The 25,607-nt window shown below is 72.1% G+C and carries 24 protein-coding genes; 15 read left to right on the top strand and 9 right to left on the bottom strand.

Annotated elements, in window-relative coordinates:
* Positions 1 to 101: 101 nt before the first annotated feature.
* On the bottom strand, positions 102 to 626 hold the full coding sequence (locus AB0F82_RS26440; RefSeq protein WP_362631842.1) for a flavoprotein: 525 nt from the start codon (positions 624 to 626) through the stop codon (positions 102 to 104).
* Positions 627 to 779: 153 nt separating this feature from the next.
* Here AB0F82_RS26440 and AB0F82_RS26435 point away from each other — a divergent pair, with 153 nt between their 5' ends.
* The 4 genes from AB0F82_RS26435 (at position 780) to AB0F82_RS26420 (ending at position 5,181) form a co-directional block, all read left to right on the top strand.
* Positions 780 to 1,619 carry a hypothetical protein gene (locus AB0F82_RS26435; protein WP_362631840.1) on the top strand — a complete coding sequence of 280 codons (840 nt, stop codon included), beginning with the start codon at positions 780 to 782 and terminating at the stop codon, positions 1,617 to 1,619.
* A gap of 891 nt (positions 1,620 to 2,510) precedes the next feature.
* Complete coding sequence (locus tag AB0F82_RS26430; protein ID WP_362631838.1) at positions 2,511 to 3,203, top strand: DUF6882 domain-containing protein; 693 nt, start codon at positions 2,511 to 2,513, stop codon at positions 3,201 to 3,203.
* A 573-nt stretch (positions 3,204 to 3,776) separates the two neighbouring features.
* Entirely contained in the window at positions 3,777 to 4,421 is a 645-nt protein-coding gene (locus AB0F82_RS26425; RefSeq protein ID WP_356813677.1) for a DUF4360 domain-containing protein, read from the top strand.
* Positions 4,422 to 4,470: 49 nt separating this feature from the next.
* Positions 4,471 to 5,181 carry a DUF4360 domain-containing protein gene (locus AB0F82_RS26420; RefSeq protein WP_356813676.1) on the top strand — a complete coding sequence of 237 codons (711 nt, stop codon included), beginning with the start codon at positions 4,471 to 4,473 and terminating at the stop codon, positions 5,179 to 5,181.
* Positions 5,182 to 5,250: 69 nt separating this feature from the next.
* Here AB0F82_RS26420 and AB0F82_RS26415 read toward each other — a convergent pair whose 3' ends face one another.
* Entirely contained in the window at positions 5,251 to 5,433 is a 183-nt protein-coding gene (locus AB0F82_RS26415; protein ID WP_362631835.1) for a hypothetical protein, read from the bottom strand.
* A gap of 378 nt (positions 5,434 to 5,811) precedes the next feature.
* Between AB0F82_RS26415 and AB0F82_RS26410 the strand changes: the two genes are divergently transcribed.
* The 3 genes from AB0F82_RS26410 (at position 5,812) to AB0F82_RS26400 (ending at position 10,274) form a co-directional block, all read left to right on the top strand.
* Positions 5,812 to 6,363, top strand: coding sequence for a GNAT family N-acetyltransferase (locus tag AB0F82_RS26410; RefSeq protein ID WP_356813673.1), 552 nt, complete (start codon positions 5,812 to 5,814; stop codon positions 6,361 to 6,363).
* Positions 6,364 to 6,658: 295 nt separating this feature from the next.
* Positions 6,659 to 7,663, top strand: a complete 1,005-nt coding sequence (locus AB0F82_RS26405) for a hypothetical protein (protein WP_362631833.1) — start codon at positions 6,659 to 6,661, stop codon at positions 7,661 to 7,663.
* 457 nt (positions 7,664 to 8,120) lie between these two features.
* Positions 8,121 to 10,274, top strand: coding sequence for a discoidin domain-containing protein (locus AB0F82_RS26400; protein WP_362631831.1), 2,154 nt, complete (start codon positions 8,121 to 8,123; stop codon positions 10,272 to 10,274).
* A 69-nt stretch (positions 10,275 to 10,343) separates the two neighbouring features.
* On the opposite strand, the gene AB0F82_RS26395 is transcribed toward AB0F82_RS26400, so the two are convergent.
* The 4 genes from AB0F82_RS26395 to AB0F82_RS26380 are packed head-to-tail and all read right to left on the bottom strand — an operon-like array spanning position 10,344 to position 15,027.
* Positions 10,344 to 11,723, bottom strand: coding sequence for a GH1 family beta-glucosidase (locus AB0F82_RS26395; protein ID WP_362631829.1), 1,380 nt, complete (start codon positions 11,721 to 11,723; stop codon positions 10,344 to 10,346).
* Positions 11,720 to 12,613 carry a carbohydrate ABC transporter permease gene (locus AB0F82_RS26390; RefSeq protein ID WP_356813669.1) on the bottom strand — a complete coding sequence of 298 codons (894 nt, stop codon included), beginning with the start codon at positions 12,611 to 12,613 and terminating at the stop codon, positions 11,720 to 11,722. The genes AB0F82_RS26395 and AB0F82_RS26390 overlap by 4 nt, the downstream gene beginning before the upstream one ends.
* Positions 12,603 to 13,652, bottom strand: a complete 1,050-nt coding sequence (locus AB0F82_RS26385; RefSeq protein WP_362631826.1) for a carbohydrate ABC transporter permease — start codon at positions 13,650 to 13,652, stop codon at positions 12,603 to 12,605. Before AB0F82_RS26385 ends, AB0F82_RS26390 begins: the two co-directional genes overlap by 11 nt.
* Positions 13,653 to 13,662: 10 nt before the next feature.
* The gene (locus AB0F82_RS26380; RefSeq protein WP_362631824.1) at positions 13,663 to 15,027 is read right to left on the bottom strand and encodes an ABC transporter substrate-binding protein; all 1,365 of its coding nucleotides are present in this window, start codon (positions 15,025 to 15,027) and stop codon (positions 13,663 to 13,665) included.
* Between the two features lie 194 nt (positions 15,028 to 15,221).
* On the opposite strand from AB0F82_RS26380, the gene AB0F82_RS26375 reads away from it, so the two are divergent.
* The 4 genes from AB0F82_RS26375 to AB0F82_RS26360 all read left to right on the top strand — a co-directional run bounded on the left by AB0F82_RS26375 (position 15,222) and on the right by AB0F82_RS26360 (position 18,781).
* Positions 15,222 to 16,526 (top strand): ROK family transcriptional regulator, encoded by a 1,305-nt coding sequence (locus tag AB0F82_RS26375; RefSeq protein WP_362631822.1) that lies wholly within the window; start codon positions 15,222 to 15,224, stop codon positions 16,524 to 16,526.
* A 79-nt stretch (positions 16,527 to 16,605) separates the two neighbouring features.
* Positions 16,606 to 17,433, top strand: a complete 828-nt coding sequence (locus AB0F82_RS26370; protein ID WP_362631820.1) for a class I SAM-dependent methyltransferase — start codon at positions 16,606 to 16,608, stop codon at positions 17,431 to 17,433.
* A 62-nt stretch (positions 17,434 to 17,495) separates the two neighbouring features.
* Positions 17,496 to 18,116: a nucleoside/nucleotide kinase family protein gene (locus AB0F82_RS26365; RefSeq protein WP_362631818.1), complete on the top strand. Its 621-nt coding sequence runs from the start codon at positions 17,496 to 17,498 to the stop codon at positions 18,114 to 18,116.
* Between the two features lie 137 nt (positions 18,117 to 18,253).
* On the top strand, positions 18,254 to 18,781 hold the full coding sequence (locus AB0F82_RS26360) for a hypothetical protein (RefSeq protein WP_362631816.1): 528 nt from the start codon (positions 18,254 to 18,256) through the stop codon (positions 18,779 to 18,781).
* Positions 18,782 to 18,835: 54 nt separating this feature from the next.
* Here the strand turns inward: AB0F82_RS26360 and katG are convergent, their stop codons facing one another.
* Entirely contained in the window at positions 18,836 to 21,028 is a 2,193-nt protein-coding gene (gene katG, locus AB0F82_RS26355) for a catalase/peroxidase HPI (RefSeq protein ID WP_362631814.1), read from the bottom strand.
* 310 nt (positions 21,029 to 21,338) lie between these two features.
* On the opposite strand from katG, the gene AB0F82_RS26350 reads away from it, so the two are divergent.
* Positions 21,339 to 21,767: a Fur family transcriptional regulator gene (locus AB0F82_RS26350; protein ID WP_362631812.1), complete on the top strand. Its 429-nt coding sequence runs from the start codon at positions 21,339 to 21,341 to the stop codon at positions 21,765 to 21,767.
* Positions 21,768 to 21,824: 57 nt separating this feature from the next.
* On the opposite strand, the gene AB0F82_RS26345 is transcribed toward AB0F82_RS26350, so the two are convergent.
* The gene (locus AB0F82_RS26345) at positions 21,825 to 22,046 is read right to left on the bottom strand and encodes a hypothetical protein (RefSeq protein ID WP_362631810.1); all 222 of its coding nucleotides are present in this window, start codon (positions 22,044 to 22,046) and stop codon (positions 21,825 to 21,827) included.
* A 272-nt stretch (positions 22,047 to 22,318) separates the two neighbouring features.
* Between AB0F82_RS26345 and AB0F82_RS26340 the strand changes: the two genes are divergently transcribed.
* Together AB0F82_RS26340 and AB0F82_RS26335 are read left to right on the top strand one after the other, a co-directional pair.
* The gene (locus AB0F82_RS26340) at positions 22,319 to 23,074 is read left to right on the top strand and encodes a crotonase/enoyl-CoA hydratase family protein (RefSeq protein ID WP_362631973.1); all 756 of its coding nucleotides are present in this window, start codon (positions 22,319 to 22,321) and stop codon (positions 23,072 to 23,074) included.
* Between the two features lie 48 nt (positions 23,075 to 23,122).
* Positions 23,123 to 23,731 carry a 2'-5' RNA ligase family protein gene (locus AB0F82_RS26335; RefSeq protein ID WP_362631808.1) on the top strand — a complete coding sequence of 203 codons (609 nt, stop codon included), beginning with the start codon at positions 23,123 to 23,125 and terminating at the stop codon, positions 23,729 to 23,731.
* On the opposite strand, the gene AB0F82_RS26330 is transcribed toward AB0F82_RS26335, so the two are convergent.
* Positions 23,720 to 24,649 (bottom strand): LysR family transcriptional regulator, encoded by a 930-nt coding sequence (locus AB0F82_RS26330; protein WP_362631806.1) that lies wholly within the window; start codon positions 24,647 to 24,649, stop codon positions 23,720 to 23,722. The two genes, AB0F82_RS26335 and AB0F82_RS26330, sit on opposite strands and share 12 nt — an antisense overlap.
* Positions 24,650 to 24,720: 71 nt before the next feature.
* Here AB0F82_RS26330 and AB0F82_RS26325 point away from each other — a divergent pair, with 71 nt between their 5' ends.
* Entirely contained in the window at positions 24,721 to 25,371 is a 651-nt protein-coding gene (locus AB0F82_RS26325) for a maleylpyruvate isomerase family mycothiol-dependent enzyme (RefSeq protein ID WP_362631804.1), read from the top strand.
* Positions 25,372 to 25,607: the final 236 nt, after the last annotated feature.

The following is a 25,607-nucleotide window of genomic DNA, read 5'->3' as shown; positions in this document are numbered from 1 at the left end:
CGGACTATGGGACAGGAGCCGCCGCCCCGCAAGCCGCGGCTCGTACGTATGTTCCCCCTCGGTGGCGGTCCGTGCGGATCCGGGCGGTCGGTCGGCGCCGGTCAGTGCTGGACGGCGGTGTGGTCGAGGCCGCCCAGGGCGGCGGCCCAGGGGAAGGGGGCGGCGTCGGCGGCGGTGTTGTCGTGCTGGAGGAGCTGGACCCCTGCGTTCCGCAGCGTGGTGAGGGAGGTCTCGTACTGGGGGTGCGCGGCGAGGGCGCTGTTGGTGCACGAAATGGCGGTGACGGGGGTGCCGTTGCCGAGGGCTTCGGCGGCGAGGCCGATGGCGAGCCGGTCGGTGAGGCCCAGGGCCCAGGCGTTGACGGTGTTGAAGGTGGCGGGGGCGTAGAGGAGCGCGTCGGGGGTCGGCCACTGGTCCGGTTCGCCGGGCAGCTGGTACTGCCAGAGGACCGGGTGGCCGGTGAGTGCGGCCAGTCCGTCGAGGCTCTCCGCGAGCCAGTGTGCGGCGGTGGGGGTGAGCCCGAGGCAGACGTTCCAGCCGCGGGCCTGGGCGTCTTCGATGACGTGGGCGACGTCGAACACGGGTGGCGCGGCGGAGCAGAGCAGATAGAGGGTCTTCGTGGTCATGCGGCAATATGATCATATCGCTTGACCTCGAGTGTGGTTGAGGGAGCAAGATCGAGCCCATGGACACCGCACGGAGCGAACTCCTCCGGGAGGCCCTGGGCGGTGTCCGGCGCCCCTGTCGCAGCGCAACCGCCGGTGGGGGACAGTGGAGCTGTGGTCGATGTCGACGCGGTGGCAGCCGAGCTGTACGGGCTCAGGCCGGAGGAGTTCACGGCCGTCCGGGCCGCTCACGCGGCCACCGCGCGCAAGGCGGGGCAGCGGGCCGAAGCGAAACGCATCGCCGCCCTGCGCAAGCCCACGCTCGCGGTGTGGGCCGCGAACCGGCTCGCCCGTGCCGACGCGGACCAGGCCCAGCACCTGCTGGAACTGGGCCGGGATCTGCGCGAGGCGCACCGGACCCTGTCGGGCCAGGACTTGCGCAAGCTGTCCCACCAGCAGCACGTGGTCATCGCGGCGATGGCCGGCGAGGCCCGTCGCCTGGCCGGCGAAGCGGGGCAGGACCTTTCCGCCGGGGTACAGCGGGAGGTCGAGCAGATCCTGCGCAGCGTCCTCGCCGACCCCGAGGCGGCCGACACCTGGGCGCGCGGAGTACTGGACAAGACGCCGTCCCCTGCCGTCGGCTTCGCCGAGGTGGCACCCGCACCGGGTACGGCGCCGCGACCGCAGCAGCCCGAGCCCGAGACCGGGCCGCAGCGGCAGCCGGAGCCGGAGCCGAACCCGAAGGCCGATACGCAGGAGGCGGAGCGGACGAGCCGGGAGGCCGAGCTGGCCGAGGAGGCCCTGGCGCTGGCGGAGACGGAGCGGGAACAGGCCCGCACCGGCCTCGGCGCGCTCGACGAGCAGATCGCACAGCTGCAGGAGCGGCTGGACCGCGCCCGAGCGGAGCGCGAGCGCCTCGCGGCCGCCGTGGAGGCCGCCGAACGCAGCTACCAAGAGGCCGTGCGGGAGGCGAAAAGGGCCCGCACAGCGGCCCGGAAGGCCCGGCGCAGCTGACCGGACCGCGCCTCAGTACAGGCCTCAGTACAGGGGTGTACGGCCAGTCCGCACAGGCCGATCCCGTTCCGAGCGGCGTGCCGCCACAGGCGCATCGGGCCGTCGAGGACCCCGCTCCTCGCGTCGGGTGCAGGAGAGCCAGTCCTGGGAGTCCGCCGCGGCGCGTTCGACCGGCTGAAGGACAGCGCGCGCCCCACGGCCCCCAGGTGCTGCCGGACCTGAGCGGAGGTCAGCAGGGGGTACCCGCACCAGCCCGGCAGGAGGGCCGCTCGGGCCGGACCGATGGCATGGAGGAAGGACGCGACCGGGTACTCCTCGGAGTGCACGGAGATGAACACGTCCTCCTGCGCCTGCTCGGCCCACACGCCGGGCGACCACGTGGAAGAGCGGGTCGGCGGTGCCGTCGCAGGCGTCCACGTGCTGCCCCGGGGCCGGGAACTCCCCGAGCGAGTCCACGGCCGCGTGGGCGGCCGCGATGGCGGCGGGGGCACCCGTCGTACCAGGTGGCGCGGTCCGGCCGCGGCGCCTGCTGCCGGCGCCTCCAACGGTCCTGCGCACAGGGCCGGGCGCGATCCGCATCCATGGCCGGCAGCAGCCTCGGCGACAGCTCGGCCACGAAGGAGTCGGCGTGGCCGCTGATCGCCCGGGCGCTGGTGGATCCCATCCGCCCGACGCTACCGCCGTGCACCGACGCCGGTGTCACAGCGCCCCCCGAGGGGATGGCTCGGCGATCATGCCGGGCTCTCGGCGCCCGGTGCCGCGCCTCGCCGCGTTGTCCCCGGTCGCCTTGCGATCCCTCCCCTCGGCCCTGCGGGCCCGGGGAGGCCCCGTGACGCCAGACCCCGCTCCTGATCCTGCCTGATCGACGGGACACCCCGTAGGGTCCTACGCATGATCATGAAGACTGAGTTCAGCGACGCCTTCCTGCTGGAAGCCGAACGGCACGCGGCGTGGGGGGCCGCACAACTGGAGGCCCTGACCGCGTTCATGCCGGCGGGACCCTGGACCGCGGACCTGGAGGCGTGTCTGTACCGGCAGGGCGATCTGCAACTCCGGGTCGCCGTGCTCGGCACGTACGACTTCCGCGAGCGGTCCTGGATGTGGGGCTGGGCCAACCCGGGGCTCCGCGGCAGCGAGGCCGTCGCCCTGACCGGCGCGATCGAGCGCTATGGACGGGCCCACGGGATCGCCGAGTTCACCGAGGAGGTCCTGGACCTGTCCGGCTTCGAGGACCCCCGGCGGGCCGCGGAGACGCTGGCCTTCGCGGGCATGGGTGTGGCCGAGGCGCCCGGGTACCTGGCCCTTCGGGCGGGGCCGGACAGCCAGGTCTACTTCCTGCCGGACGATCCGCAGGTCCCGCGGGCCGGCCTGGACGCGGTGTCGCTGCCGCGCCAACTCGTCACCGGAGCCGGCCTGATCGGCCGTTCTGCCCGGCGGGTGGTCACCGGTTATCTGGAGCACCACGGCCTGCCGTCCCGGGAGGACGGGCGCCTGATCCGGACCGACCTTCCCGGCGGCAGCGCGGCGGAGATCGAGTTCGACGACGCGGGCCGCATCGCCGCCGTACGCCTTACCGCGGTCTGACCGACGGACCGCAGGCGCCGGGTCCTGTACGCACCCCACCCCGCCGCGGCCGCCTCGGGCGGCCGGCCCCCCTCGCGGACCCTCCCCAGGACGCCGCCGGGCCTCCGTGCCCGGTTTCCGGACCGCGCCGACCGGCCTGCCCGCCCCGCCGCCCGCCGCGGCGGGGCACCCGGGCCGGTCGCTCCGGCCAAGTTGCGCAGCGTGCCTCTCGGGCCGTCAGTCCCGGCCGCTCCGGCGGCCCGCCGCCCCACCTGCGTCGCGACGTACCGCGGCCCGGCCCGGCGGGCATGGAACGCCAGGGTCGGCTGCGCCTGCTGGGGCCGGAGTCGACCCCGCCCGCCCGACCGAACCGGGCCATTCCGGTCCATCGTGGGCATCGCCGCCGGTCGGGCGGGAGGCCTCCGGCCCTCGGGGCCGGATACGCGCCGTCGTAGCGGAATTCGGCCACTGGACGGGTGCGCGCAGCGTGTCGGGGCGGTTGTCCATATCCCGTCCTGTCGCCGCACCGCACCCCGTGGTGGCATGTGCATGCCGAAATCGGATCGGCGGCCCCCGATGAATGGAGAAACAAGGATGTTGCTCCGCAGGCTGACGGTCGGCGCGGCGGTGGTGGCGTTGTCCACCCTGGCGATGCCGGCACAGGCCCATGACGTCACGTATCCACCCGGGAGAATCACGGTCGACGTCGTCGGCGTGAACGGTTCGGGGTGTCCGCAGGGAACGGCGAGCGTCGCTGCCGCCTCCGACAACACCTCCTTCACGGTCACGTACAGCGACTACCTCGCCCAGACCGGCGCCGGCTCCGGCGGGACCGATTTCCGCAAGAACTGCCAGCTCGCCCTCCAGATCCACGTGCCGCAGGGCTTCACGTACGCCATCGCCCGGGCGGACTACCGCGGCTTCGCCCACCTCCAGCGCGGGGCCTACGGCCAGGAGCGCGCCAACTACTACTTCCAGGGCATGGCCCAGACGACCCGCAGGACCCACCAGTTCAACGGCCCCTACTCCGACAACTGGCAGGCGAGCGACCAGACGGAGTACGCCGACCTGGTCTGGGCGCCGTGCGGCGAGGAGCGCAACCTCAACGTCAACAGCGAACTGCGCGTGTACGCCGGAACATCGAGCCCGCAGGCCCTGAGCTTCATGAGCATGGACTCCACGGACGGCAGCGTCAGCACGGTCTACCACTTCGCGTGGAAGGAATGTCCCGCGGTCTGACACGGCGTGAGCCCTCGGAACCAGCACATCACGGTCAGGAGTGACAACGATGTCCCATTCCTTGCCCCGCACCCTGTTCACCGGCGCCGCGGCCGCGGCACTGATCGCCACGGCGACCCCGGCCGGAGCCGCCGGTCCCACCCCGCAGATCACCGCACCGCCCGACAAGATCGTGATCGAACTCGCCACGGTGAACGGGTCCGGCTGTCGGGAGGGCACCGCGGAAGTGGCCGTCGCACCCGACAACACTGCCTTCACCGTCACCTACAGTGACTACCTGGCCCAGGTCGGGCCCGGCGCGCCGCCGACCGGATTCCGCAAGAACTGCCAGCTCAATCTGCGGGTCCACGTTCCCTCGGGATTCACCTACGCCATTGTCCAGGCGGACTACCGCGGATTCGCATTCCTCCAGCCGGGTGCCTGGGGTCAGGAGAAGGCGAACTACTACTTCCAGGGAATGCCGCAGACCACCCAGCGCACCCATCAGTTCAACGGACCGCTCAATGACAACTGGCAGGCGACCGACAGGACGGAGTACGCGGATCTCGTCTGGGCGCCGTGCGGTGAGAAACGCAATTTCAACATCAATACCGAACTGCGCGTCAACGCGGGCACGTCCAACCCGCAGACGGCCACCAGCTTCATGACGATGGACTCCACCGACGCGAGCGTGAGCACGCTCTACCACCTCGCCTGGCAGGCCTGCCCGGCTCCCCGGCCCCGTCCGAGCCAGGTCGGGTCCGTGGGGCCGGCATCCTGAGCGGACCGTCGAGTGAGACACAAGGGCGGTACGGGCCCCGCGGCCCGTACCGCCGTGCGCGTGGCCCGCTCAGGCGGTGCGCCGCGTCCCCGACGGGAAGTGGGCGCGGGCCTCGGGCGGGTACATGGGGACGACGGCGGCCGCGGCCGGCACATCGGGCAGGGCGTTGACGACGGCCCACCAGGCGGGGTCGATCCCGTCCATGCCGAGCCCGCCGACCCGCAAGGCCAGGAACACCCCGACCGTGAGCACCGCCCGGGCCCACCCGCCCGGCCCGCATCCGGGCCGCCACGACCAGCCACGAGCCCAGGAGCACGGCCGGCACACCCGCCGACCGGGCGAGTTGGGTGGTGGCGGTGCTCCGCCCGGCGAACCCGGTCAGCTCCTCCAGGCCGGTGGGCGCTACCACGAACACCCCCAACACCCAGACCAGGCCTCCGCCGCGACGGCCGCCAGGGTGAGTGCCCACGCCGCCTCCACCTGCTTCGGGCGCCCTGGGCCCGCGCTGCCGGTACCTGCCTTCATGAGGGCCCCCTCCCGGTCACGCCCCGTGAGAGTGCGAACGGGACGCCGAGGTTCTCCCGTCCACCACGCGCGTGCGCGGCACCGGTGATCGGTTAGGTTGGCGCGATGTCCGAACTGCGAACCGAACGCCTTGTCCTGCGCGAGTGGCGGGACTCCGACCTGCGACCCTGGGCGGCGATGAACGCCGACCCCGACGTCCGCGAACACTTCGACGGAGTACTCACCCGCGAGCAGAGCGAGGCGTCCGCGGCCCGCTTCCAGGCCGCCATCGAGCAGCGGGGCTGGGGCTGGTGGGCCGTCGAGGTGCGGGACACCGGCGAGTTCATCGGCTTCACGGGACTGGACCCGGTGGACGAGGACATGCCCTTCACGGGGGTGGAGGTGGGCTGGCGGCTGGCCCGCTCGGCCTGGGGACACGGCTTCGCCACCGAGGCCGCCCTCGCCGCCGTGGCCTTCGGATTCGACACCCTCGCACTGCCCGAGCTCCTCGCGGTGACCACGGCCGGCAACCTCCGTTCCCAGGCGGTGATGCGCCGCATCGGGATGACCCGTGACCCGGCCGACGACTTCGACGACCTCACCGTGCCCGACGGACCGCTGCGCCCGAGCGTGGTGTACCGGCTCCGGGCAGAGAGCCGCCACCCCGCCGGGAGGTGACCGGCGCAGGACGGCGCATCCGCGCACGCGGCCGCCCCGACAGGAGCCGCCCCTTCGCCACGGTCGGCGGTCCAAGGCGGCTGACCTGCAGGGGAGACGGCGACACCGGGGCGGGGGCCCTGTACGGCCGCGGCCCGGGGCGGGATACCGTATCCCTTCATTCGAGGGGGAAACAGAGATGTCGCACAACACGGGGTGGGCGCAACACCCGGGACAGCCCATGCCACAGTGGGGAGGCGGCTGGGTGCCGCCGTCGGCGCCGAAACCGGGCGTCATACCCCTCCAACCGCTCAGCGTGGGCGACATACTCGGCGGCGCCTTCTCGGCCTTCCGCCGAAACTGGAAGGCCTTGGTCGGCATCGTCCTCGCCGTACAGGGCATCGGAATCCTGCTCGTGACCCTCGCGATCGGCATCGCCGTCGCGGTCGTGCACGACCGGTTCTCCGCCGTCTTCGACCTCGGGCCGGGGGAAACCGCCGCCGCCGACGACGTGATGGCCCTGCTCCTGGCCTTCGTACCGGCCGCGGTGCTCCTCATGGTCACGTTGACGGTCGGCGCGGCGATGATCAGCGCGCTGGGCCCGGCCGTGGTCCAGGAGGCCGTCGTCGGCCGCACCACGACGTTCGGCGCGATGTGGCGCCGCTGCTGGTCCCGGCTGCCGGCGGTGCTCGGCACCGTGCTGCTCGCCGGGCTGATCGCGGGCGGCCCGATGCTGCTCGTCTATGCGGTCTGCGTGCCGCTGGTCATCATGTCCGCTGACGGATCCGGGCCGCCGGCCGCGCTGTTCGTGCTGATCCCGGGCGTCCTGGTCTGCCTGCCCCTCTCGGTGTGGCTCGCGACGCGCCTCGGCCTCGCGCCCGCCGTCGCCGTGTGCGAGGGACTCGGGACCGTCGCGGCACTGCGGCGCTCCGCCCAGTTGGTCAAGGACGGCTGGTGGCGCGTGTTCGGCATCTCCATGCTGGGCTATTTCGTGGCGATGGCCGTGGGCTACGCCATCCAGATGCCGTTCAGCTTCATCGGGATGGCGGCGTTCCTGCCGAGCATGCTGGAGGCGGGTGACGGTAGCGCGGACCCGAGCGTGGCGATCGTCGGACTCGGCGTGTACGTGATCTGCATCGTGATCGGCGGCCTGGCCGGCGGGCTCTTCCAGTTCGGCTTCCCGCCGCTGGTCCTGGCCCTGCTCTACGTCGACCTGCGGATCCGCAAGGAGAACCTCGCGGAGTCCCTGATCGCAGCGGCGATTCCGACCGACGCCCCGGCCCCGCCCCCGGCGGCGGCTCCGGAACCCGACCAGCCATGACAGTGCCCGCTCAGCACGGAGGATGACCGCCCGATCGACAGGGCCGTCGCCCCCCGACGCACGTTCCCGGCCGGCGACATGACTTCCGCCGGCGACCGCGGTGCCGCCCTCGACCTTGGGCGGCACCGCACCCGTCTCGGTGTCAAACGTCGAACGCATCATGCGCCACCTCCTCCCCGCTGGGTCATTTCCTGAAGTGCCCACGGAAGCCGTCCGAGCCATCGGGGTGACCGGAGCGGTCGGCTGATCGATCGGCTTCGCCAGTACAGCGACGGGGAGATTTTTCGTCAACGCTTTTCACAAGGATTGAAGAAACTCCGAGTTCACAGCCTTGGCACGCAGATGTCGTCCCATCCGGCCTTCGATTCGTGAACGCTCAAGCCCTTGACGGCCTCCCCGGTGGGCAGTTCACTCACGCTTCGATCCCTCGGATCCACGACGTCAGGAGCACCCCCACATGCCTCCACGCCCCAGGCCGTCCCTCGCCGCGGCCCTCGCCACCGCGCTGGTGGCCGCCCTCCTCGTGCTGCTGCCCGGCAGTACGACCGCCCGGGCGGCGCCCGTTCTGCTCTCGCAGGGGAAGCCGGCCACCGCCTCCAGCATCGAAGGCGCCGGCACCCCCGCCTCTGCCGCCGTCGACGGTGACAACGGCACCCGCTGGTCGAGCCAGTTCGCCGACCCGCAGTGGATACAGGTCGACCTCGGCGCCGCTGCCCAGCTGAGCCAGGTGGTGCTGCGCTGGGAGACCGCCCACGCCCGCGCGTACCGGATCGAACTGTCCACGGACGGATCGAACTGGACCACGGCCCACTCCACCGCCGCCGGCACCGGAGGGGTGCAGACCCTCGACATCACCGGCACCGCCCGCCACGTGCGGGTGTACGGGACCCAGCGCGCCACCGCCTGGGGCTACTCGCTCTGGGAGTTCCAGGTCTACGGGACCACCGACACCGGCCCCACCCTCCCCGGCGGCGGCGACCTCGGTCCGAACGTGATCGTCTTCGACCCCTCCACCCCGGGCATCCAGGCCCGGCTCGACCAGGTCTTCCAACAGCAGGAGTCCGCGCAGTTCGGTTCCGGCCGCTACCAGTTCCTGTTCAAGCCCGGGACCTACAACGGCCTCAACGCCCAGATCGGCTTCTACACGGCCGTCTCCGGCCTCGGCCTGAGCCCGGACGACACCACCATCAACGGTGACGTGACCGTCGACGCCGGCTGGTTCAACGGCAACGCCACCCAGAACTTCTGGCGCTCCGCCGAGAACCTCGCCCTCAACCCGGTCAACGGCACCGACCGCTGGGCCGTCTCCCAGGCCGCGCCGTTCCGCCGGATGCACGTCAGAGGAGGCCTCAACCTCGCCCCCAACGGCTACGGCTGGGCCTCAGGCGGCTACATCGCCGACTCCAAGATCGACGGTCAGGTGGGCAACTACTCGCAGCAGCAGTGGTACACCCGCGACAGCTCGATCGGCGGCTGGTCCAACGGCGTCTGGAACCAGGTCTTCTCCGGCACCCAGGGCGCACCCGCGCAGGGCTTCCCGAACCCGCCGTACACCACCCTGGACACCACTCCGGTCTCCCGCGAGAAGCCCTTCCTGTACCTCGACGGCGACGACTACAAGGTGTTCGTGCCCGCCAAGCGGGTCAACGCGCGCGGCACCTCATGGGGCAACGGGACCGCCCCGCAGGGCAGCTCCGTCCCGCTCAGCCAGTTCTACGTGGTCAAGCCGGGCGCGAGCGCCGCGACGATCAACCAGGCGCTGGCGCAGGGCCTGCACCTGCTCTTCACCCCGGGCGTCTACCACGTCGACCGGACCATCCAGGTCAACCGGCCCGGCACCGTGGTCCTGGGTCTCGGCCTCGCCACCATCGTCCCGGACAACGGGGTGACCGCCATGAAGGTCGGCGACGTCGACGGGGTGCGCCTGGCCGGATTCCTGATCGACGCCGGACCCGTCAACTCGCCCTCACTGCTGGAGGTCGGCCCCGCCGGCACCACCACCGACCACGCCGCCGACCCGACCACCGTGCAGGACGTGTTCATCCGCGTCGGCGGCGCCGGACCTGGCAGGGCCACCCTCGGCATGGTCGTCAACAACCACGACACGATCGTCGACCACACCTGGATCTGGCGGGCCGACCACGGCGACGGAGTCGGCTGGGAGACCAACCGCTCCGACTACGGCTTCCGCGTCAACGGCGACGACGTACTGGCCACCGGGCTGTTCGTGGAGCACTTCAACAAGTACGACGTGCAGTGGAACGGCGAACGCGGCCGGACGATCTTCTTCCAGAACGAGAAGGCCTACGACGCCCCCAACCAGGCGGCGATCCAGAACGGCTCCGTCAAGGGCTACGCCGCCTACCAGGTGGCCGACTCCGTCAACGTCCACGAGGGCTGGGGACTGGGCAGCTACTGCTACTACAACGTCGACCCGACGATCCGTCAGGAGCACGGCTTCCAGGCGCCGGTCAAGCCGGGCGTGAGGTTCCACGACCTGCTGGTGGTCTCGCTCGGCGGCAACGGCCAGTACGAGCACGTGATCAACGGCACGGGAGCCCCTACGTCGGGCACCTCCACCGTCCCCTCCACGATCGTCTCCTTCCCCTGACCCCCTGACCCCCTGACGGCGCTGCGGGGCGGCCGGAGCCGCCCCGCAGCGCACTGCCCGCAGCCGCTGTCACCGGGTCCGGTGGGCGGCGATGATCCCGGCGTAGTGGCGGCCGCTCGACTTGACCGTGCGCCGCTGGGTGGCGTAGTCGACGTGGACCAGGCCGAAGCGCTTGTCGTAGCCGTAGGCCCACTCGAAGTTGTCCAGCAGAGACCAGGCGTAGTAGCCCGCCACCGGCGCCCCCCTGCGGGCCGCCCGGGCACAGGCGGCGAGATGGGCCGTCAGGTAGGCGGCCCGTTCCGGATCGTGCACGGTGCCGTCCGGGGCGACGGTGTCGGGGTAGGCCGAGCCGTTCTCGGTGATGTGGACGGGCCCGGCGCCGTACTCCAGGTGCAGCCGCATGATCAGGGTCTCGAGACCGCCGGCGTCGACCTCCCAGTCCATGCCGGTGCGGTGGACGCCGGGGCGCGCGACCTGCCGGGCGTACGGGGCCGGACCGTCCGGATCGGCGGTGACGACCTGCGGGAAGTAGTAGTTGAGGCCGATCCAGTCCAGCGGAGCGGCGATGGCGGCGAGGTCCCCGGCGCGCTCGGGGAGGTCGACCCGGTACACCTCGCGCATGTCGGCGGGGAAGCCGCGGCCGTGGACCGGGTCCAGCCACCAGCGGTTGACGTGGCCGTCCATACGGCGGGCGGCGGCCAGGTCGGCCTCGCGGGGGGTCGCGGGCGCGACGGTGGAGAGGTTGTTCACGATGCCGATCCGGGCGCCGGGCGCGGCAGCGCGCACGGCGCGGGCGGCGAGCCCGTGCCCCAGGAGGAGGTGGTAGGAGGCCCGGACGGCGGCGGTCAGGTCGGTCAGCCCGGGGGCCATCCGGCCCTCCAGATGGCCGATCCAGGCGGAGCACAGCGGCTCGTTGAGGGTGGCCCACTGGGTGACGCGGTCACCGAGGCGCGCGGCCACGAGCCCCGCGTACGAGGCGAAGTGCTCGGCGGTCTCCCGTACGGGCCAGCCCCCGCGGTCCTGGAGGGCCTGCGGCAGGTCCCAGTGGTAGAGGGTGACGGAGGGCTGGATGCCGGCGGCGAGGAGCCCGTCGACGAGGCGGTCGTAGAAGTCCAGGCCCCTGGGGTTGGCCGGGCCGTCGCCGCCGGGGACGACACGCGGCCAGGCGACGGAGAGCCGGTAGGCGTTGGTGCCCAGCTCCCGCATCAGGGCGATGTCCTCGGGCCAGCGGTGGTAGTGGTCGCAGGCGGTGTCACCGGTGTGGCCGCCGTCGACGGCGCCGGGGACACGGGAGAAGGTGTCCCAGATGGACGGGCCCCGGCCGTCCTCGGCGACGGCTCCCTCGATCTGGTAGGCGGAGGTGGCGGTGCCCCAGAGGAAGTCGCGGGGCAGCGCACCGAAGTCGACGGCGTCCACGCCGGTGTCGGGGAGGCTTTCGGAGAGGGTCATTTGACGGCTCCTGCCGTGAGTCCGGCCACCAAGTACTTCTGGAGCAGAAGGAATCCGGCGACGACGGGGATGCTGACGACGAGCGAGGCGGCCATGATCTGGTTCCAGTAGACGTCGTTCTGCGTGGAGTAGCCCTGGAGGCCGACCGCCAGCGTGCGGGTGGTGTCGTTGGTCATGACGGAGGCGAAGAGGACCTCGCCCCAGGCCGTCATGAAGGCGTAGACGGCGACGGCGACGATGCCGGGCACCGCTGCGGGCACCACCACGCGGAAGAGGGCGCCGAGGGGCCCGCAGCCGTCGACGGTGGCCGCCTCGTCGAGGTCGCGCGGCACCGAGTCGAAGTAGCCGATCAGCATCCAGATGGAGAAGGGGAGGGAGAAGGTGAGGTAGGTGAGGATCAGCGCGCCGCGGGATCCGTAGAGGGCGATTCCGGTGGCGTTGCCGATGTTCACGAAGATCAGGAACAGGGGGAGGAGGAAGAGGATCCCCGGGAACATCTGGGTGGAGAGCACCGTCAGGGTGAACAGGCGCTTGCCGCGGAAGCGGTGGCGGCTCACGGCGTAGGCCGCGAAGACGGCGATGACGACGGACGCCACGGTGGCGGTGCCCGCCACGATCAGCGAGTTCACCAGGTACTTGGCGAGCGGGACGGTGTGCCAGATGTCGGTGTAGGGGCGCAGCGTGAGCCCACTCGGGATCCACCGGAACCGTCCGGTGACGTCCTGGAGCGGTTTGAGGGAGCTGGTGACCATCACGAAGACGGGCAGCAGTGTGAAGGCGGCGAGCAGGGTGAGGAATACGGCCCGCAGCGCCCGGAACGAGGCCGGCGGATCGAGCGGGCCGCGGGTGCGGCGGCCGCCGCCCCTGGAGGAGTGCGTACTAGCGGGCATCGGCGTCCTTCCGGCCGCGACCGGTCAGGAGGAGGTACGCGGCGGTGACGAGAAGCAGGAAGAGCAGCAGCAGGACGGACATGGCCGAACCGGTGCCGAAGTTCCAGGTGACGAAGCTCGATTGGTAGATGTGGATGGAGACGAGGTCGGCGGCCTCGGGGGCCGATCTGCCGAAGAGCAGGAAGGGGGTGTTGAAGTCGTTGAAGGTCCACAGGAACAGGACGAGGACCAGGACCTGGTTGACGGCGCCGAGCGAGGGCAGGGTGATGCGCCGGATCTGCTGCCACACGCCGGCGCCGTCGAGTGCCGCGGCCTCGTACAGGTCCCGGGGGATGTTCTGCAGGGCGGCCGTCACGATGAGGAAGGCGAAGGGCCAGCTCTTCCAGACGGAGACGGTCAGCATGGCCCAGAAGCTGTTGTCGCCGATCAGCCAGAAGGTGTGCTCGGCGCCGCCGAGGCCCAGCTGGTCGTGGATGACGTGGTTCACCAGGCCGTTGTCCCTCTGGAACATGAACGCCCAGGTGATGACCGCCGCGTAGGCGGGCAGGGCGTACGGGACGAAGAACAGCGCGCGCAGCAGACCGCGGCCGCGGAAGGAGTGCTGGGTGCAGACGGCGGCCGCGGTCCCCAGCAGCCAGCACAGGGCGACGGACAGGAAGGTGAACAGGCAGGTGGTGAGGAAGGAGTCGAGGAGTGCCTTGCCGACGGGCCGGTTGACGTCGACGGCGAGCTCGTAGTTGTCGAAGCCCGTCCACGGGGCCCGGGACCAGTCCCGGATGAAGAACTGGGTGAGCTTGCGGAAGCTCATCAGGGTCCCCATCACCATCGGGACGAGGTGGACGAGCAGTTCGAGGAGCAGGGCGGGCAGCAGGAGCAGGTAGGGCAGGGCGCCGCGGCGGGCCCGCCCGGGGCGGCGGGGGCCGCCGCCGGACCGGCGGACGCGCGCGATGACGCCTCCGGTCCCGCGCGCGGTGGTCCCGGCCGCGGCCGTGGTGTGGGAGCCGGTCCCGGGTGGGACCGTACTGGGGGCGGAGGTCATGGCCGGCGTCTCAGTTCGCCATCTGCTGCTGGGCCTTGGCGAGCTTGGCCCTGACCGACTCGGTGGTCACCGGCCGGCCCGCCGCGGCATCGGCGAAGAGCTCCTTGACGGCCGTGCCGACGGTGGTCTCGAACTGCGACTCCTCGGGCACCTGGGGGAGCGGGGCGGCGCTGGTGGCGAGCGTGTCGCGCAGCACGGTGAGGTCCTGGTCCGCGAAGGCGGGGTCGCTCTGCGCCGCCTTGACGGGCGGGATGGAGCCGTAGGTCCTGTTGAGCACCTTCTGCTCCTCGTCGCTGGTCATGAACCCCACGAACTTCAGGGCGCCGTCGAGGTTGTCGGTGTTCTTGAAGACGGCCATGTTGATGCCGGCGACCATGGAGTTGACGTTCGCGCCGCTCGCGTCCGTTCCCGGGGCGGCGCCGGCCGGGACCGGGACGGGGGCCGTGCCCCAGTCGCCCTCCTTCATGCCGTGGGCCTTGAACGAACCGGCCGCGTTCTGCCACAGCACCATGGCGGTCCGGCCGCTCGCGAAGTCCTGGAGGGACTGGTTCTTGTCGTATTCGGCATTGCCCGGCGCGACGATCCCGTCCTTGGCCATCAGGTCGACGTACTGCTTGACGGCGTCGACGTTGGCAGGGGTGTCGAAGGTGGGCCTGCCGGCGGCGTCGAAGAAGGAACCGCCGTGCTGCCGGGACAGGACGAAGACCTGGTGGATGTTGTTGGCGAGGTTGGCGCCCTCGGCCCCCAGGGCCCACTTGCCGGACTTTCCGTCGCCGCTGATCCTCCGGCCGGTCTCGACGAGCTCGTCCCAGGTGGCGGGCGGCTTGTCGATGCCCGCCTCCTGGAACATCTTCTTGTTGTAGTAGAGGGCGTACGCCATGGAGTAGAGGGGGACGGCGGCCGGGTCCTGGCCGGCGGCCCCGGCCGAGCCCATGGCCGACGCCACGAAGCGGTCCCGGCCTCCGACGGCCTCGAAGTTCTCGGTGTTCCAGGGCAGCAGCGCCCCGGTGGCCTGCAGCGAGGCGGACCAGGTGTTGCCGATGTTCAGGACGTCGGGTCCCTGCCCGGAGGCGGTCGCGGCGAGGATCCGGTTGAGCAGGTCGGACCATGGGATCACCTCCAGTTTGACCTTGATGCCGGTCCGCTCCTCGAACTTCTTCAGCTCCGGGCCGAGGGCGGCCTGGTCGGCGGCTATGTCAGCGCCCTGGTTGGAGGCCCAGTACGTGAGCTCGCCGGGGGCGGAGTTCGAGCCGGCGCCGTCGGTGGAACCGCCACCGCACCCGGTGGCGGTGGCGAGCAGGGCGGCGGCGGTGACGGCTGCGGCCGTGGCTTTGACCGCGGCTGTGGTTGTGGCTGTGGTTGTGCATCTGCGCATGACGGCTCGGTCCCTTTCGGAGAGGTCGGGAGGAAGGCCGGTGTCCTGCGGAACGCCTGCTGCGCTGGACCGACGGTTTGGCCCAGGGCTTAATTTAGGACGTGAGTTAAGCCTCGTGGAAGGGTCGCGTCAAGTGGTCGCGCAAGGGTATGTTGCGAGCGGTGTCACGAGGACGTGACGGTGGAAGGGGCCAGATGACCACAGGGCGAGGCGGACGCACGGTACGGGACCTGCGGCGCGGCAACCGCAGCGCCGTGCTCCAGCGGCTGTACTTCGGGGGCCCCATGAGCCGCCAGGAACTCGGACCGGCCACCGGGCTGAGTTCCGGATCCGTCAGTAACGTCGTCGGCGAACTCGTCGCCGACGGGCTGCTGGAGGAGGCCGGGGTCGTCGACTCGGACGGCGGCCGGCCCCGCACCCTGCTGCGTGTCCGCCCCGGCAGCGCACACATGATCGGCGTCGACGTCGGCGAGACCCGGGTCCGCGTCGAGCTGTTCGACCTCGCCCTGACCGAACTCGCCCGCGCCGAGATGCCGTTGCTGCCGCGCGGCTGCTACGACGTCGGCCCGATCGTCGACCACGTCAGGACGGGCATCGCCACCGTCCTGGCCGACGCGGGGATCGGCGCGGGCCGGCTGCTGGGCGTCGGGGTCGGCGTGCCGGGCATCGTGGACCACGACGCACCGGGCGGATCCATGGTCCACGGCCAGACGATCGGCTGGGACGCGGTCCCGCTGGAACGGCTGCTGCGGGCCACCGGGGCCCTGCCCGAGGAGGTCCCCTACATCATCGACAACGGCGCGCGCACGCTCGGCCAGGCGGAGATGTGGTTCGGCGCCGGACGGGGCGCCAAGGACGCGGTCGTCGTGCTCTTCGGCTCGGGCGTCGGCGCGAGCCTGATCACCGACGGCTCCCCGGACGGCGGAAGCACCGAGGGCACCCCCCTCGAGTGGGGCCACCTGACCGTCTCCGTGCGCGGCAGGCGCTGCCGTTGCGGCGCGCTGGGCTGTCTGGAGGCATACACGGGCGCGGAGTCACTGCTGGCCCGGTGGGCGGAACGCGGCGGCGGCCCCGGCCGGCCCGGGGCAGTGGACGAGGAGGAGGCCCTCGCGGACCTGCTCGCAGCGGCGCGCGCGGCGGATCCGGTGGCCGTGGAGGTCCTGGAGGAGACTGCGGAGTACCTGGGCGCCGGCCTGTCGGACCTGGTCAACCTGTTCCAGCCGGAGCGGATCCTGATCGGCGGCTGGGCGGGCCTGCTGCTCGGCCCCTACATCCTGCCGTCGGTCCGGGAGCACACGACCCGCTACTCGCTGCGCCACCCGGCCGGACGGGTCACGGTGGGCCTCGGTTCGCTGGGACCGGACGCGGTCACGGTCGGCGCGGCCACGCTCCCGCTGTCGGCCTTCTTCGCGACGGGCGGCCGCCGGGCCGCGCCGGAGCCGGCCGCGGAACCCCCGGCCTGGCACGCCTCGCTCTCCACCCGGGCGGGCGGAGCCTGACGGCGCGCACACCCGGCCCGGTCCCGTGCGGCGGGCCCTGCGCCACGCGGGCACGGCCGATCGACGGGACAATTGCCCCATGGCTGACACAGGACTGTCACCGGAAGGCGCCGGCTCCCCGGGCGAGGGGCGTTACGGCGAGCGGGTCTTCCGGCCGGACCAGGGAGGCGAGGGCGACCGGATCGACCTCGGAGCCCTCACGTACGACGACACGACCATGGCCCGGCTCCGCACGCTGGGAGCGGGCCCCGGCTGGACCTGCCTGGAGGTGGGAGCGGGAACGGGCACGGTGGCCCGCCGCCTCCTGGAGGAAGCGGGCGTCGCCGAGGTCCTGGCCGTGGACCGCGACGTGCGCTTCCTCGCCGCGCACCCCGTGACCGGACTGACCGTGCTCCAGGCGGACGTCACCGCCGACGACTTCACTCAGGGCGCCTTCCGGCTGGTCCACGCCCGGTTCGTGCTCATGCACCTGCCCTCACCGCAGCGCATGGTCGCCAGGCTGAGCCGGCTTCTCGCACCCGGCGGCGTACTCGTCGTCAGCGACGCGGTCGACCTGACCACGGCCTCCGCGCCCGACACGCCGTACACCCGCGCCATGCGGGCCATGTGGCAGGGGCTGCGCGAGAGCATCGGCACGGACGTCTCCCAAGTGCCCCGCCATCCCGAACTGTTGCGGGAGGCCGGTCTGGAATCCGTGGCGGCCGAGATCCACGTACTGCCCCTCCAGCCGGGCAGCCCGATCAGCAGGTTCTGGGCCGACACCTGGGAACGTGCCCGCGAGGCCATGGTGGGCACCGGCCTGGTCGACGACGGACAGCTCGACGAGGCCGTGCGCTACCTCGATTCCCCCGGATGCACGGGATTGTCACCGGGCATGCTCACGGCCTGGGGCTGGAAGCGGCCTTGAGCAGGCACTCACGGTCCTCCGTGCTTTCCGCCCGCGGCGCGGGCCTCGGGCAGGATACGCACGTGAAGACGACGACGGAGCTGGTGGCGAGGGCGGCCGCGCTGGCCGCGCAGGGCGGCCGGCGGATCCTCGGGGTGGCCGGACCGCCGGGCGCCGGTAAGTCGACCCTCGCCGCCCGGCTGGCCGAAGCGCTCGGTCCGCGCACGGCCGTGGTGGTCCCCATGGACGGGTTCCACCTCGCCCAGGCCGAGCTGCACCGGCTGGGGCGCGCCGACCGCAAGGGCGCCCCGGACACCTTCGACGCGGCCGGATACGTGTCGCTGCTGCTCCGCCTGCGCGCGCCCGACGGGGCCACGGTCTACGCGCCCGCCTTCGACCGCTCCATCGAGGAGCCGATCGCCGGCAGCATCCCCGTCCCTCCGGACGTACCGCTGGTGATCACCGAGGGGAACTACCTGCTGCACGACGCGGGGGAATGGGCCGGGGTGCGGCCGCTGCTGGACGAGACCTGGTACTGCGCCCCGGACGAGGAGACACGGGTCCGTCGCCTGGTCGAACGGCATGTGCGCCACGGCAGGGAGCCGGCCGACGCGCGTGCGTGGGTGGCCCGTTCGGACGAGGCGAACGCCCGCCTCATCGCCCGCGGCCGCCACCGTGCCGACCTCGTCGTCGACGCCGGCTGAGGGCGGCCGGGGGCCGTTCGGGGGTGCGGGCGTGGCGCAATGGCATCGAAGGGCGTTGTCCGAATCCGCTGTTAGGGTGACGTGTGCTCGTCAAGGTGAGCGCATTTCGGTTCCTGACATTCCAACGGGGTTCAAACGTGAAGTTTCGTCATGTCCGTGCCATAGCCGTCTTCGGCATCGCCATCGTCGCGCTGACGGGTGCCCGGGGTTCCCACGGCGCCAGCTGTGGCGGAAGCAGCAGCTCCAGCAGCTCCGGCGGCAGCAGCGGTAGCACCACCAGCGGTAGCGGCGGCAGCGACAGCACCAGCGGCGCCAGCGGTACGAGCAGCAGCTCCGGCGGCACCACCACCGGCGGTACCAGCAGGGACAAGGCCGAGCGCGACATCAGGATCGACAGCTGCAAGCTGGACAGCTCCGGCAAGAACCTGGTCGCCCGACTGACCGTCACCAACAGCGGCTCGCTGGACCAGACTTACAGCATCACCATGAAGTTCAACCCGGCCGCCGGCTCCAGCGCGGTCGCGGCCCAGGCCCGGGTGACCGGACTCAAGGTCAAGGCCGGCGCCTCCCAGCAGACCGAGGCCACCGCGCCGTACACCGGCAAGGGCGACGGCAGCGAGTACAAGGAGTGCGTCGTCTCCACCGCGTCGAAGAGCTCCCTCTGACACACGGCTGACGTCCCGGCCGGCCGCCACGAGCGGCCGGCCGGGACTCCCGCGTCAGACGAGGTCGAACCGGTCGAGGTTCATGACCTTGTCCCAGGCCGCCACGAAGTCACGGACGAACTTCTCCCGCGCGTCCTCGGACGCGTAGACCTCCGAGATGGCCCGGAGCTGGGAGTTCGCACCGAACACGAGGTCCACGGCGGTGGCGGTCCACTTGGGTTCGCCCTCGCCGCCGGCGTCGCGTCCCTCGAACACGTTCTCGTCCGCGGCCGACGCCTTCCACTGCGTGCCCATGTCGAGCAGGTTGACGAAGAAGTCGTTGGTCAGCGTCTCCGGCCGGTCGGTGAACACACCGTGCGCGGCGCGCCCGAAGCCGGTGTTCAGGGCCCGCATACCGCCGACCAGCACCGTCATCTCGGGCGCCGTCAGGTTGAGCATGCTCGCACGGTCCAGCAGCAGGGTCTCCGGCGACAGCTTCTCTCCCGCCGGGAGGTAGTTGCGGAATCCGTCGGCCCTCGGTTCGAGCACGGCGAAGGACTCCAGGTCGGTCTGTTCCTGCGTGGCGTCCGTGCGCCCCGGCGCGAACGGGACCGTGATGTCGTGCCCGGCGTTCTTCGCGGCCTGTTCGACCGCCGCACACCCGCCCAGGACGATCAGGTCGGCGAGGGAAACCTTGGTCCCCCCGTCCTGGGAGCCGTTGAAGTCCTGCTGGATCCCTTCAAGGGCCCGCACCACCTCGGTCACCTCGGGCAGGTCGTTGACCTCCCAGTCCTTCTGCGGCGCGAGCCGGATCCGGGCGCCGTTGGCCCCGCCGCGCTTGTCGGTGCTGCGGAAGCTGGCCGCGGACGCCCAGGCCGTGGTGACCAGTTGGGAGACGGTCAGTCCCGAGGCGAGGATCCGGCCCTTGAGGGCGGCGACGTCCCCGGCCGAGACCAGCTCGTGGTCGACCGCGGGGAGGGGGTCCTGCCACAGCTGCGGTTCGGGGATCCACGGGCCGAGGTACCGCGAGATGGGCCCCATGTCGCGGTGCAGCAGCTTGTACCAGGCCTTGGCGAACGCCTCGGCGAGCTTGTCCGGGTTCTCGTGGAAGCTCTTCGAGATCGGCGCGTAGACCGGATCCACCTTCAGCGCGAGGTCCGTCGTCAGCATCATGGGGGCGTGCCGCTTGGCGGGATCGTGCGCGTCCGGCACCGTGCCCTGCGCCGCGGCATCCTTGGGCGTCCACTGCTGCGCGCCGGCGGGGCTCCTCGTCAGCTCCCAGTCGTACGTGAACAGGTTGTCCAGATAGCCGTTGTCCCACTTCGTCGGCTCGGTCGTCCACGCGCCCTCGAGCCCGCTGGTGATCGTGTCGACGCCCCTGCCGCTGCCGTGCGAGTTGTGCCAGCCGAGGCCCTGCTGCTCCAGCGGGGCGGCCTCCGGCTCCGGACCGACGTACTCGGGGTCGACCGCACCGTGACACTTGCCGAACGTGTGGCCGCCGACGATGAGCGCGACGGTCTCCTCGTCGTTCATCGCCATGCGCCCGAACGTTTCACGAATGTCCCTGGCGGCGGCGATCGGATCCGGATTGCCGTCGGGGCCCTCGGGATTGACGTAGATCAAACCCATCTGCACCGCGCCGAAAGGACCGGTGAGTTCCCGGTCGCCGCTGTAGCGCTCGTCCCCGAGCCAGGTGTCCTCGGGGCCCCAGAAGACCTCCTCGGGCTCCCAGATGTCCTCCCGTCCGAAGCCGAATCCGAACGTCTTGAACCCCATTGATTCCATAGCGCAGTTGCCCGCGAAAACCAGAAGGTCGGCCCACGAGATCTTCCGCCCGTACTTCCGCTTGACCGGCCAGAGCAGACGGCGCGCCTTGTCCAGACTCGCGTTGTCCGGCCAGCTGTTGAGGGGGGCGAAGCGCTGCGCGCCGGAACCTCCGCCGCCGCGGCCGTCGGCGATGCGGTAGGTACCCGCGGCGTGCCAGCTCATCCGGATGAAGAGCGGCCCGTAGTGGCCGTAGTCGGCGGGCCACCACTCCTGCGAGGTCGTCATCACCTCGAAGACGTCCCGCTTCAGCGCGTCGACGTCCAGGGTCGCGAACTCTTCCGCGTAGTCGAAGCCCTCGTCCATCGGATTGGCCTGGGGCGAGTTCTGGTGGAGAACCTGAAGGTCCAGCTGATTCGGCCACCAGTCCCGGTTCGTCCTGGGACGAGTGGGCGCGGGGGTCGGGGAAGGGATTGCTGGGTTCTCGCTTTCGCTGCCGGACACGTCCGTCCTTCTTCCTGTCTCGGTGCTTCCAACTGCTGGCTGCTCGCTCTTGACGGCGTCCGTATGGTCGCGCACCGCGGACCGCGCGGCGGAGAGAACACGCAGGGCTTCCCCGCCCAACCGGCTTTCCCGGTTTCCGCCCGCGCGGGAAAGAGGGGATAAGGGGAAGGATCGTAGGATCATCGTTATCGCGCAGGCGTTGTGGAAAGCCCCGCCCGCATCATCGCCGGGTAACCTGTAGCTCGCTTTTCGGGCCCGTGACAGGTCCGCCCACTTCCTTTGTCCCGCCGAGTCCGAACTGGTGAGCGAAATGAGTGACCTGCTGGAGCGGCTGCGGGGGCGCGGCTGGCGCATGACGTCCCAGCGGCGTGTCGTCGCGGAGGTCCTCGACGGCGAGCACGTGCACCTCACCGCCGACGAGGTGCACGCCCGTGCGGCCCGGCGGCTGCCCGAGATCTCCCGGGCCAGCGTCTACAACACCCTGGGCGAGCTGGTCGCCCTCGGTGAGGTCGCGGAACTCTCCGCGCACGGGCGCGCCAAGCGCTACGACCCCAACGCGCACCACCCGCACCAGCACCTCGTGTGCTCCGGCTGCGGCCTCATCCGCGACGTCCACCCGACCGGCGACGCGCTGGCGGGCCTGCCGACGCAGGAGCGTTTCGGCTTCGCGGTGTCCGACGTCGAGATCGTCTACCGCGGGCTGTGCCCCTCCTGCGCGGCCGGTCCGCCGCGTGCGTGACCCCGGTCCGCCGGCGTGCGTGACCCCGGTCCGCCGCGCGTGACCACGGAGCGACGGCTACCACTCGGGGTGGACGTCGTGACTGTCGTAGCGATCGCCCGCGGCGGTGACCCAGGGCCGGAAGCGGCCGGGCCCGGTGCTGTCGTGGGCGTAGCTCACCGGCTCGCGGGTGTCGTCGGTCACGATGACGGCCCCGGCCCGCTGGGCACTGCGCAGCGCATGCGTCCAGTGGCGGCCGCGGTGGCCGGTGCGGTAGTCGGGGACCTTGCACTGGGACATCTCTGGTCTCGCCGTCTGGGTCTCTTCACCGAATCCAGACAGGACGTATACCCCTTTCGGCCCGGTTCGAACGTGTGTGTCCGGGCGGCCGGCCGTGCCGTGCACCGCGCCCCTCTCGTGCCGGGCGCGTGATGGCCCCAGAGTGGTCGATCGCACCTCCTCCGCATCCGACAGCACCACTCGACCCATGGAGTTCCGCCGTGGCCACGACCTCCGCATCACCGGGAACGACACCCGCCGCCACCCCGCCAGCAGAACCGGGCGCCGTCCGGATCGAACGGGACGGCCCCGTCACCACGGTGATCCTCGACCGCCCGGGGGTCCGCAACGCGGTCGACGGCCCGACCGCGGCCCGGCTCGCCGAGGCCTTCCGCGCCTTCGAGGCGGACGAGGACGCGGCCGTCGCCGTCCTGTGGGGCGAGGGCGGTACGTTCTGCGCGGGCGCCGACCTGAAGGCCGTCGGGACCGACCGCGGCAACCGGGTGCGGGCCGAGGGCGACGGCCCCATGGGTCCCACGCGGATGGAGCTGAGCAAACCCGTGATCGCCGCGATCAGCGGGCACGCGGTGGCGGGCGGGCTCGAACTGGCCCTGTGGTGTGATCTGAGGGTCGCGGAGGAGGACGCGACCCTCGGTGTGTTCTGCCGTCGCTGGGGAGTGCCGCTGATCGACGGCGGTACGGTGCGGCTGCCCCGCCTGATCGGCGAGAGCCGCGCCATGGACCTGATCCTCACCGGCCGCCCCGTGACCGCCGCCGAGGCCCACGGGATCGGGCTCGTCAACCGCCTCGTACCGCCCGGGGAAGCCCGCACCGCGGCGGAACGCCTCGCGCACGAGATCGCCGGGTTCCCGCAGGCCTGCCTGCGCCACGACCGGCTCTCCGTACGACAACAGCACGGCCTGGGGGAGCGGGAGGCCCTGGCGGCCGAATACCGGCACGGCCTCGTTCCGCTCACCACCGGTGAGACCCAGGCCGGCGCCGACCGTTTCGCGGCCGGAGCGGGCCGCCACGGCTCGTTCACCGGCTGAGGCCGCCGGCCCACGTCCTTGGCCGGTGTCCGGGGGCATCATGGCCGTGTGAACGTGTCCCCGGCCGCCGACGGCGGAGCCGGCGTCCCCGCCGTCCCCGGCTTCCTGGGGGTGGCACCCACGCCCCGGACCGCCGTGGTGTGGCTTCCGCCGGCCGGACTGTGGCCCGCCGTCCAGAGCATCCGGGCGGAGCACGACCCCCAGATCCGCCGCTGGCCCCCGCACGTGAACCTGGTCTTCGGCTTCGTCCCGGAGGACGACTTCGACCTTGCCGCCCCGCTGCTGGCGGCCGCGGCCGCCGGCATCGAGCCGTTCGACATCCGGCTCGGCGGGGTGCGCGCGTTCCGGCACCGCGGCTACGCCACCGTGTGGCTGGACCCCGCCGCGGCCGGCCTCGCCCCGTGGACGGCGCTCCAGGAGAGCCTCGCGGAGCCCTTTCCGGCATGCCGCGGCCGGTTCCCCTCGTTCACCCCGCACCTCTCCCTCGGGCGTACCCGCGACCCCCGGGGCCTGGCCGCGCAATGCACGGCCCGCCTGGGCAGCACGGCGGCACGGGTGGACGAGGTCGTGCTGCTCTCCCGCCGCGGTGACGAGCCCATGCGGCCCCGTGCCACGATCGGCCTGGGCACGGGCACGACCACGTGGTCAGCGCGGTGACGCCGTCCCCCTGCTCTCGGGCAGAGCGTCACGCAGGCGCTCCAGGAGCGCCCGCGCGGCGGGGCTCGCGGGTCCGGTGGCCGGCCAGGCGAGGACGATACGGGCACGCAGGCCCGGCTCCACGATCCTCAGGGAGCGCAGCACACCGCCGGGACGGGGCCCCTCTTCCCCGAGGGGCATCACCGCGATGCCCAGCCCGCGGGCGGCGAGTTGCGCGAGGACCTGCGGGGACGCCGCCTCGAAGGCCACCCGGGGCCGGAACCCGGCCCGGGCGCAGCCCCGTTCGAGTGCCGCCCGTACGCCGGTACCGCGCGGGAGGCAGATCAGCGGCCGGCCGCGCAACTCGGCCAGGGGAACCGTGGTGCGGCCGGCGGGGGCGAGCAGCGGGTCACCGGATGCGACGGCGGCGCCGAGCGGCACGTCGATGACCGTCCGGTGGGTGAGGCCTGGCGGGGGCTCTTCCCCCGTGGGTCCGAGGAGGGCGATGTCGATCTCGCCGGCCAGCAGCGCGGTCTGCATCCGCTCCGAGGTGTCCTCGGTCAGGGCGATCTCCAGGGCGGGGTGGGCGCCGTGGAACTCCGCGAGGAACGCGGCGACGTCGAAGGCATGGCCGGTGGCCCCGGAGACCAGCCCCAGCGTGACCCTGCCGCGCAGCAGCCCGGTGTGCTCGTCCACGGTCTGGCGCACCGCGTCCGCGGCGGCCAGCGCCGCCCGCGCGTACGGCAGGACGGCCCGGCCCACCTCGGTCGGCGTCACCGACCGGCCGGACCGGTCGAGCAGCGGCTGCCCGAGCTCCTTCTCCAACTGGCGGATCTGGGCGCTGAGCCCGGGCTGGGCCAGATGCAGCCGGGCGGCGGCGCGGGTGAAACCGCCCTCCTCGACGACGGCGACGAGATAGCGCAGCTGGCGGAGTTCCATAACCGATGATTCTAGGCAGGAGCAGATCAATCTATTGGAGGTATGGCGGCGTTGGCCGCAGGCTGGATCACATGGCGAACACGACTTCTCACAAGGTGCGGAAGGCCCAGATCAGGGCTTTGATCGCGGCGGAACGCCACGAGTTGGCCGATCTGCTCGACGCCCTGCGGGACGACCAGTGGAACGAGCCCAGCCTTTGCGTGGGTTGGCGGGTCCGCGAGGTCGTGGCCCACATGTCGATGGGGTTCCGGCTCTCCCTGGCCGCGACCATGGGCGAACTCGCCAAGGCCCGCGGGAACCTGCACCGCATGACCGACCGGCTTGCGCGCAGGGACGCGGCCGCCCATTCGACGGCCGAGCTCTCGGCGTTCCTGCGGGACGGCGCCCACCACCCGTGGACGCCGCCGGTCGGCGGGTTCGCGGCGGCCCTCGGCCACGACGTGGTGCACGGACTGGACATCACGGTCGCCCTCGGCCTCGACCGGCGCGTCCCCGAGGACCGGCTGCGCGTCCTGCTCGCCGGGATCCGGCCCAGCGGCCTGCGGTTCTTCGGGGTCGACATGGACGGAGTACGGCTGTGCGCCGAGGACCTGGACTGGTCGTACGGCTCCGGCTCGCCCGTCCGGGGCACGGCGCAGGACCTGCTCCTGCTCGCCTTCGGCCGCCGGCTGCCGCCCGGCCGACTCCGCGGTGAAGCGGGCGCCCGCTTCACCGCGGCCTGAGTCATGCGGCCCGCCCCGGCCGTGGCCGCTGGTGCCGGGGCTCCGCCCCGGACCCCGCGCCTCAATCGCCGGCGGCGCTGGGTTCGGCTGCGCGTTCCGGGAGCGAGCCGGTCGGTCCGGGATCCGGGCCCGGCGCGGGCCGGTCCGCGGGGCCGGGGAGGGGTGTCTCCTCGGCTCGGCGCGTGCGAGCGATCGCGGCTGTGCCCGGTGGTTGCGCGCTCGTCCTGCGGGGACAC

The sequence above is a fragment of the Streptomyces virginiae genome, from assembly GCF_040638905.1.
GTDB classification, from domain to species: Bacteria; Actinomycetota; Actinomycetes; order Streptomycetales; family Streptomycetaceae; genus Streptomyces; species Streptomyces virginiae_B.
Note: the sequence above shows the minus strand (reverse complement) of the source record. Positions and strands in the feature narration are given on the sequence as shown.

What these genes read in the sequence shown, in the direction of transcription:
- AB0F82_RS26440 (WP_362631842.1), bottom strand. Translation starts at nt 626, where the DNA reads ATGACCACGAAGACCCTCTATCTGCTCTGCTCCGCCGCGCCACCCGTG.
- AB0F82_RS26430 (WP_362631838.1), top strand. Translation starts at nt 2,511, where the DNA reads ATGATCATGAAGACTGAGTTCAGCGACGCCTTCCTGCTGGAAGCCGAA.
- AB0F82_RS26425 (WP_356813677.1), top strand. Translation starts at nt 3,777, where the DNA reads ATGTTGCTCCGCAGGCTGACGGTCGGCGCGGCGGTGGTGGCGTTGTCC.
- AB0F82_RS26420 (WP_356813676.1), top strand. Translation starts at nt 4,471, where the DNA reads ATGTCCCATTCCTTGCCCCGCACCCTGTTCACCGGCGCCGCGGCCGCG.
- AB0F82_RS26410 (WP_356813673.1), top strand. Translation starts at nt 5,812, where the DNA reads ATGTCCGAACTGCGAACCGAACGCCTTGTCCTGCGCGAGTGGCGGGAC.
- AB0F82_RS26400 (WP_362631831.1), top strand. Translation starts at nt 8,121, where the DNA reads ATGCCTCCACGCCCCAGGCCGTCCCTCGCCGCGGCCCTCGCCACCGCG.
- AB0F82_RS26395 (WP_362631829.1), bottom strand. Translation starts at nt 11,723, where the DNA reads ATGACCCTCTCCGAAAGCCTCCCCGACACCGGCGTGGACGCCGTCGAC.
- AB0F82_RS26390 (WP_356813669.1), bottom strand. Translation starts at nt 12,613, where the DNA reads ATGCCCGCTAGTACGCACTCCTCCAGGGGCGGCGGCCGCCGCACCCGC.
- AB0F82_RS26385 (WP_362631826.1), bottom strand. Translation starts at nt 13,652, where the DNA reads ATGACCTCCGCCCCCAGTACGGTCCCACCCGGGACCGGCTCCCACACC.
- AB0F82_RS26380 (WP_362631824.1), bottom strand. Translation starts at nt 15,027, where the DNA reads ATGCGCAGATGCACAACCACAGCCACAACCACAGCCGCGGTCAAAGCC.
- AB0F82_RS26375 (WP_362631822.1), top strand. Translation starts at nt 15,222, where the DNA reads ATGACCACAGGGCGAGGCGGACGCACGGTACGGGACCTGCGGCGCGGC.
- AB0F82_RS26370 (WP_362631820.1), top strand. Translation starts at nt 16,606, where the DNA reads ATGGCTGACACAGGACTGTCACCGGAAGGCGCCGGCTCCCCGGGCGAG.
- AB0F82_RS26350 (WP_362631812.1), top strand. Translation starts at nt 21,339, where the DNA reads ATGAGTGACCTGCTGGAGCGGCTGCGGGGGCGCGGCTGGCGCATGACG.
- AB0F82_RS26345 (WP_362631810.1), bottom strand. Translation starts at nt 22,046, where the DNA reads ATGTCCCAGTGCAAGGTCCCCGACTACCGCACCGGCCACCGCGGCCGC.
- AB0F82_RS26330 (WP_362631806.1), bottom strand. Translation starts at nt 24,649, where the DNA reads ATGGAACTCCGCCAGCTGCGCTATCTCGTCGCCGTCGTCGAGGAGGGC.
- AB0F82_RS26325 (WP_362631804.1), top strand. Translation starts at nt 24,721, where the DNA reads ATGGCGAACACGACTTCTCACAAGGTGCGGAAGGCCCAGATCAGGGCT.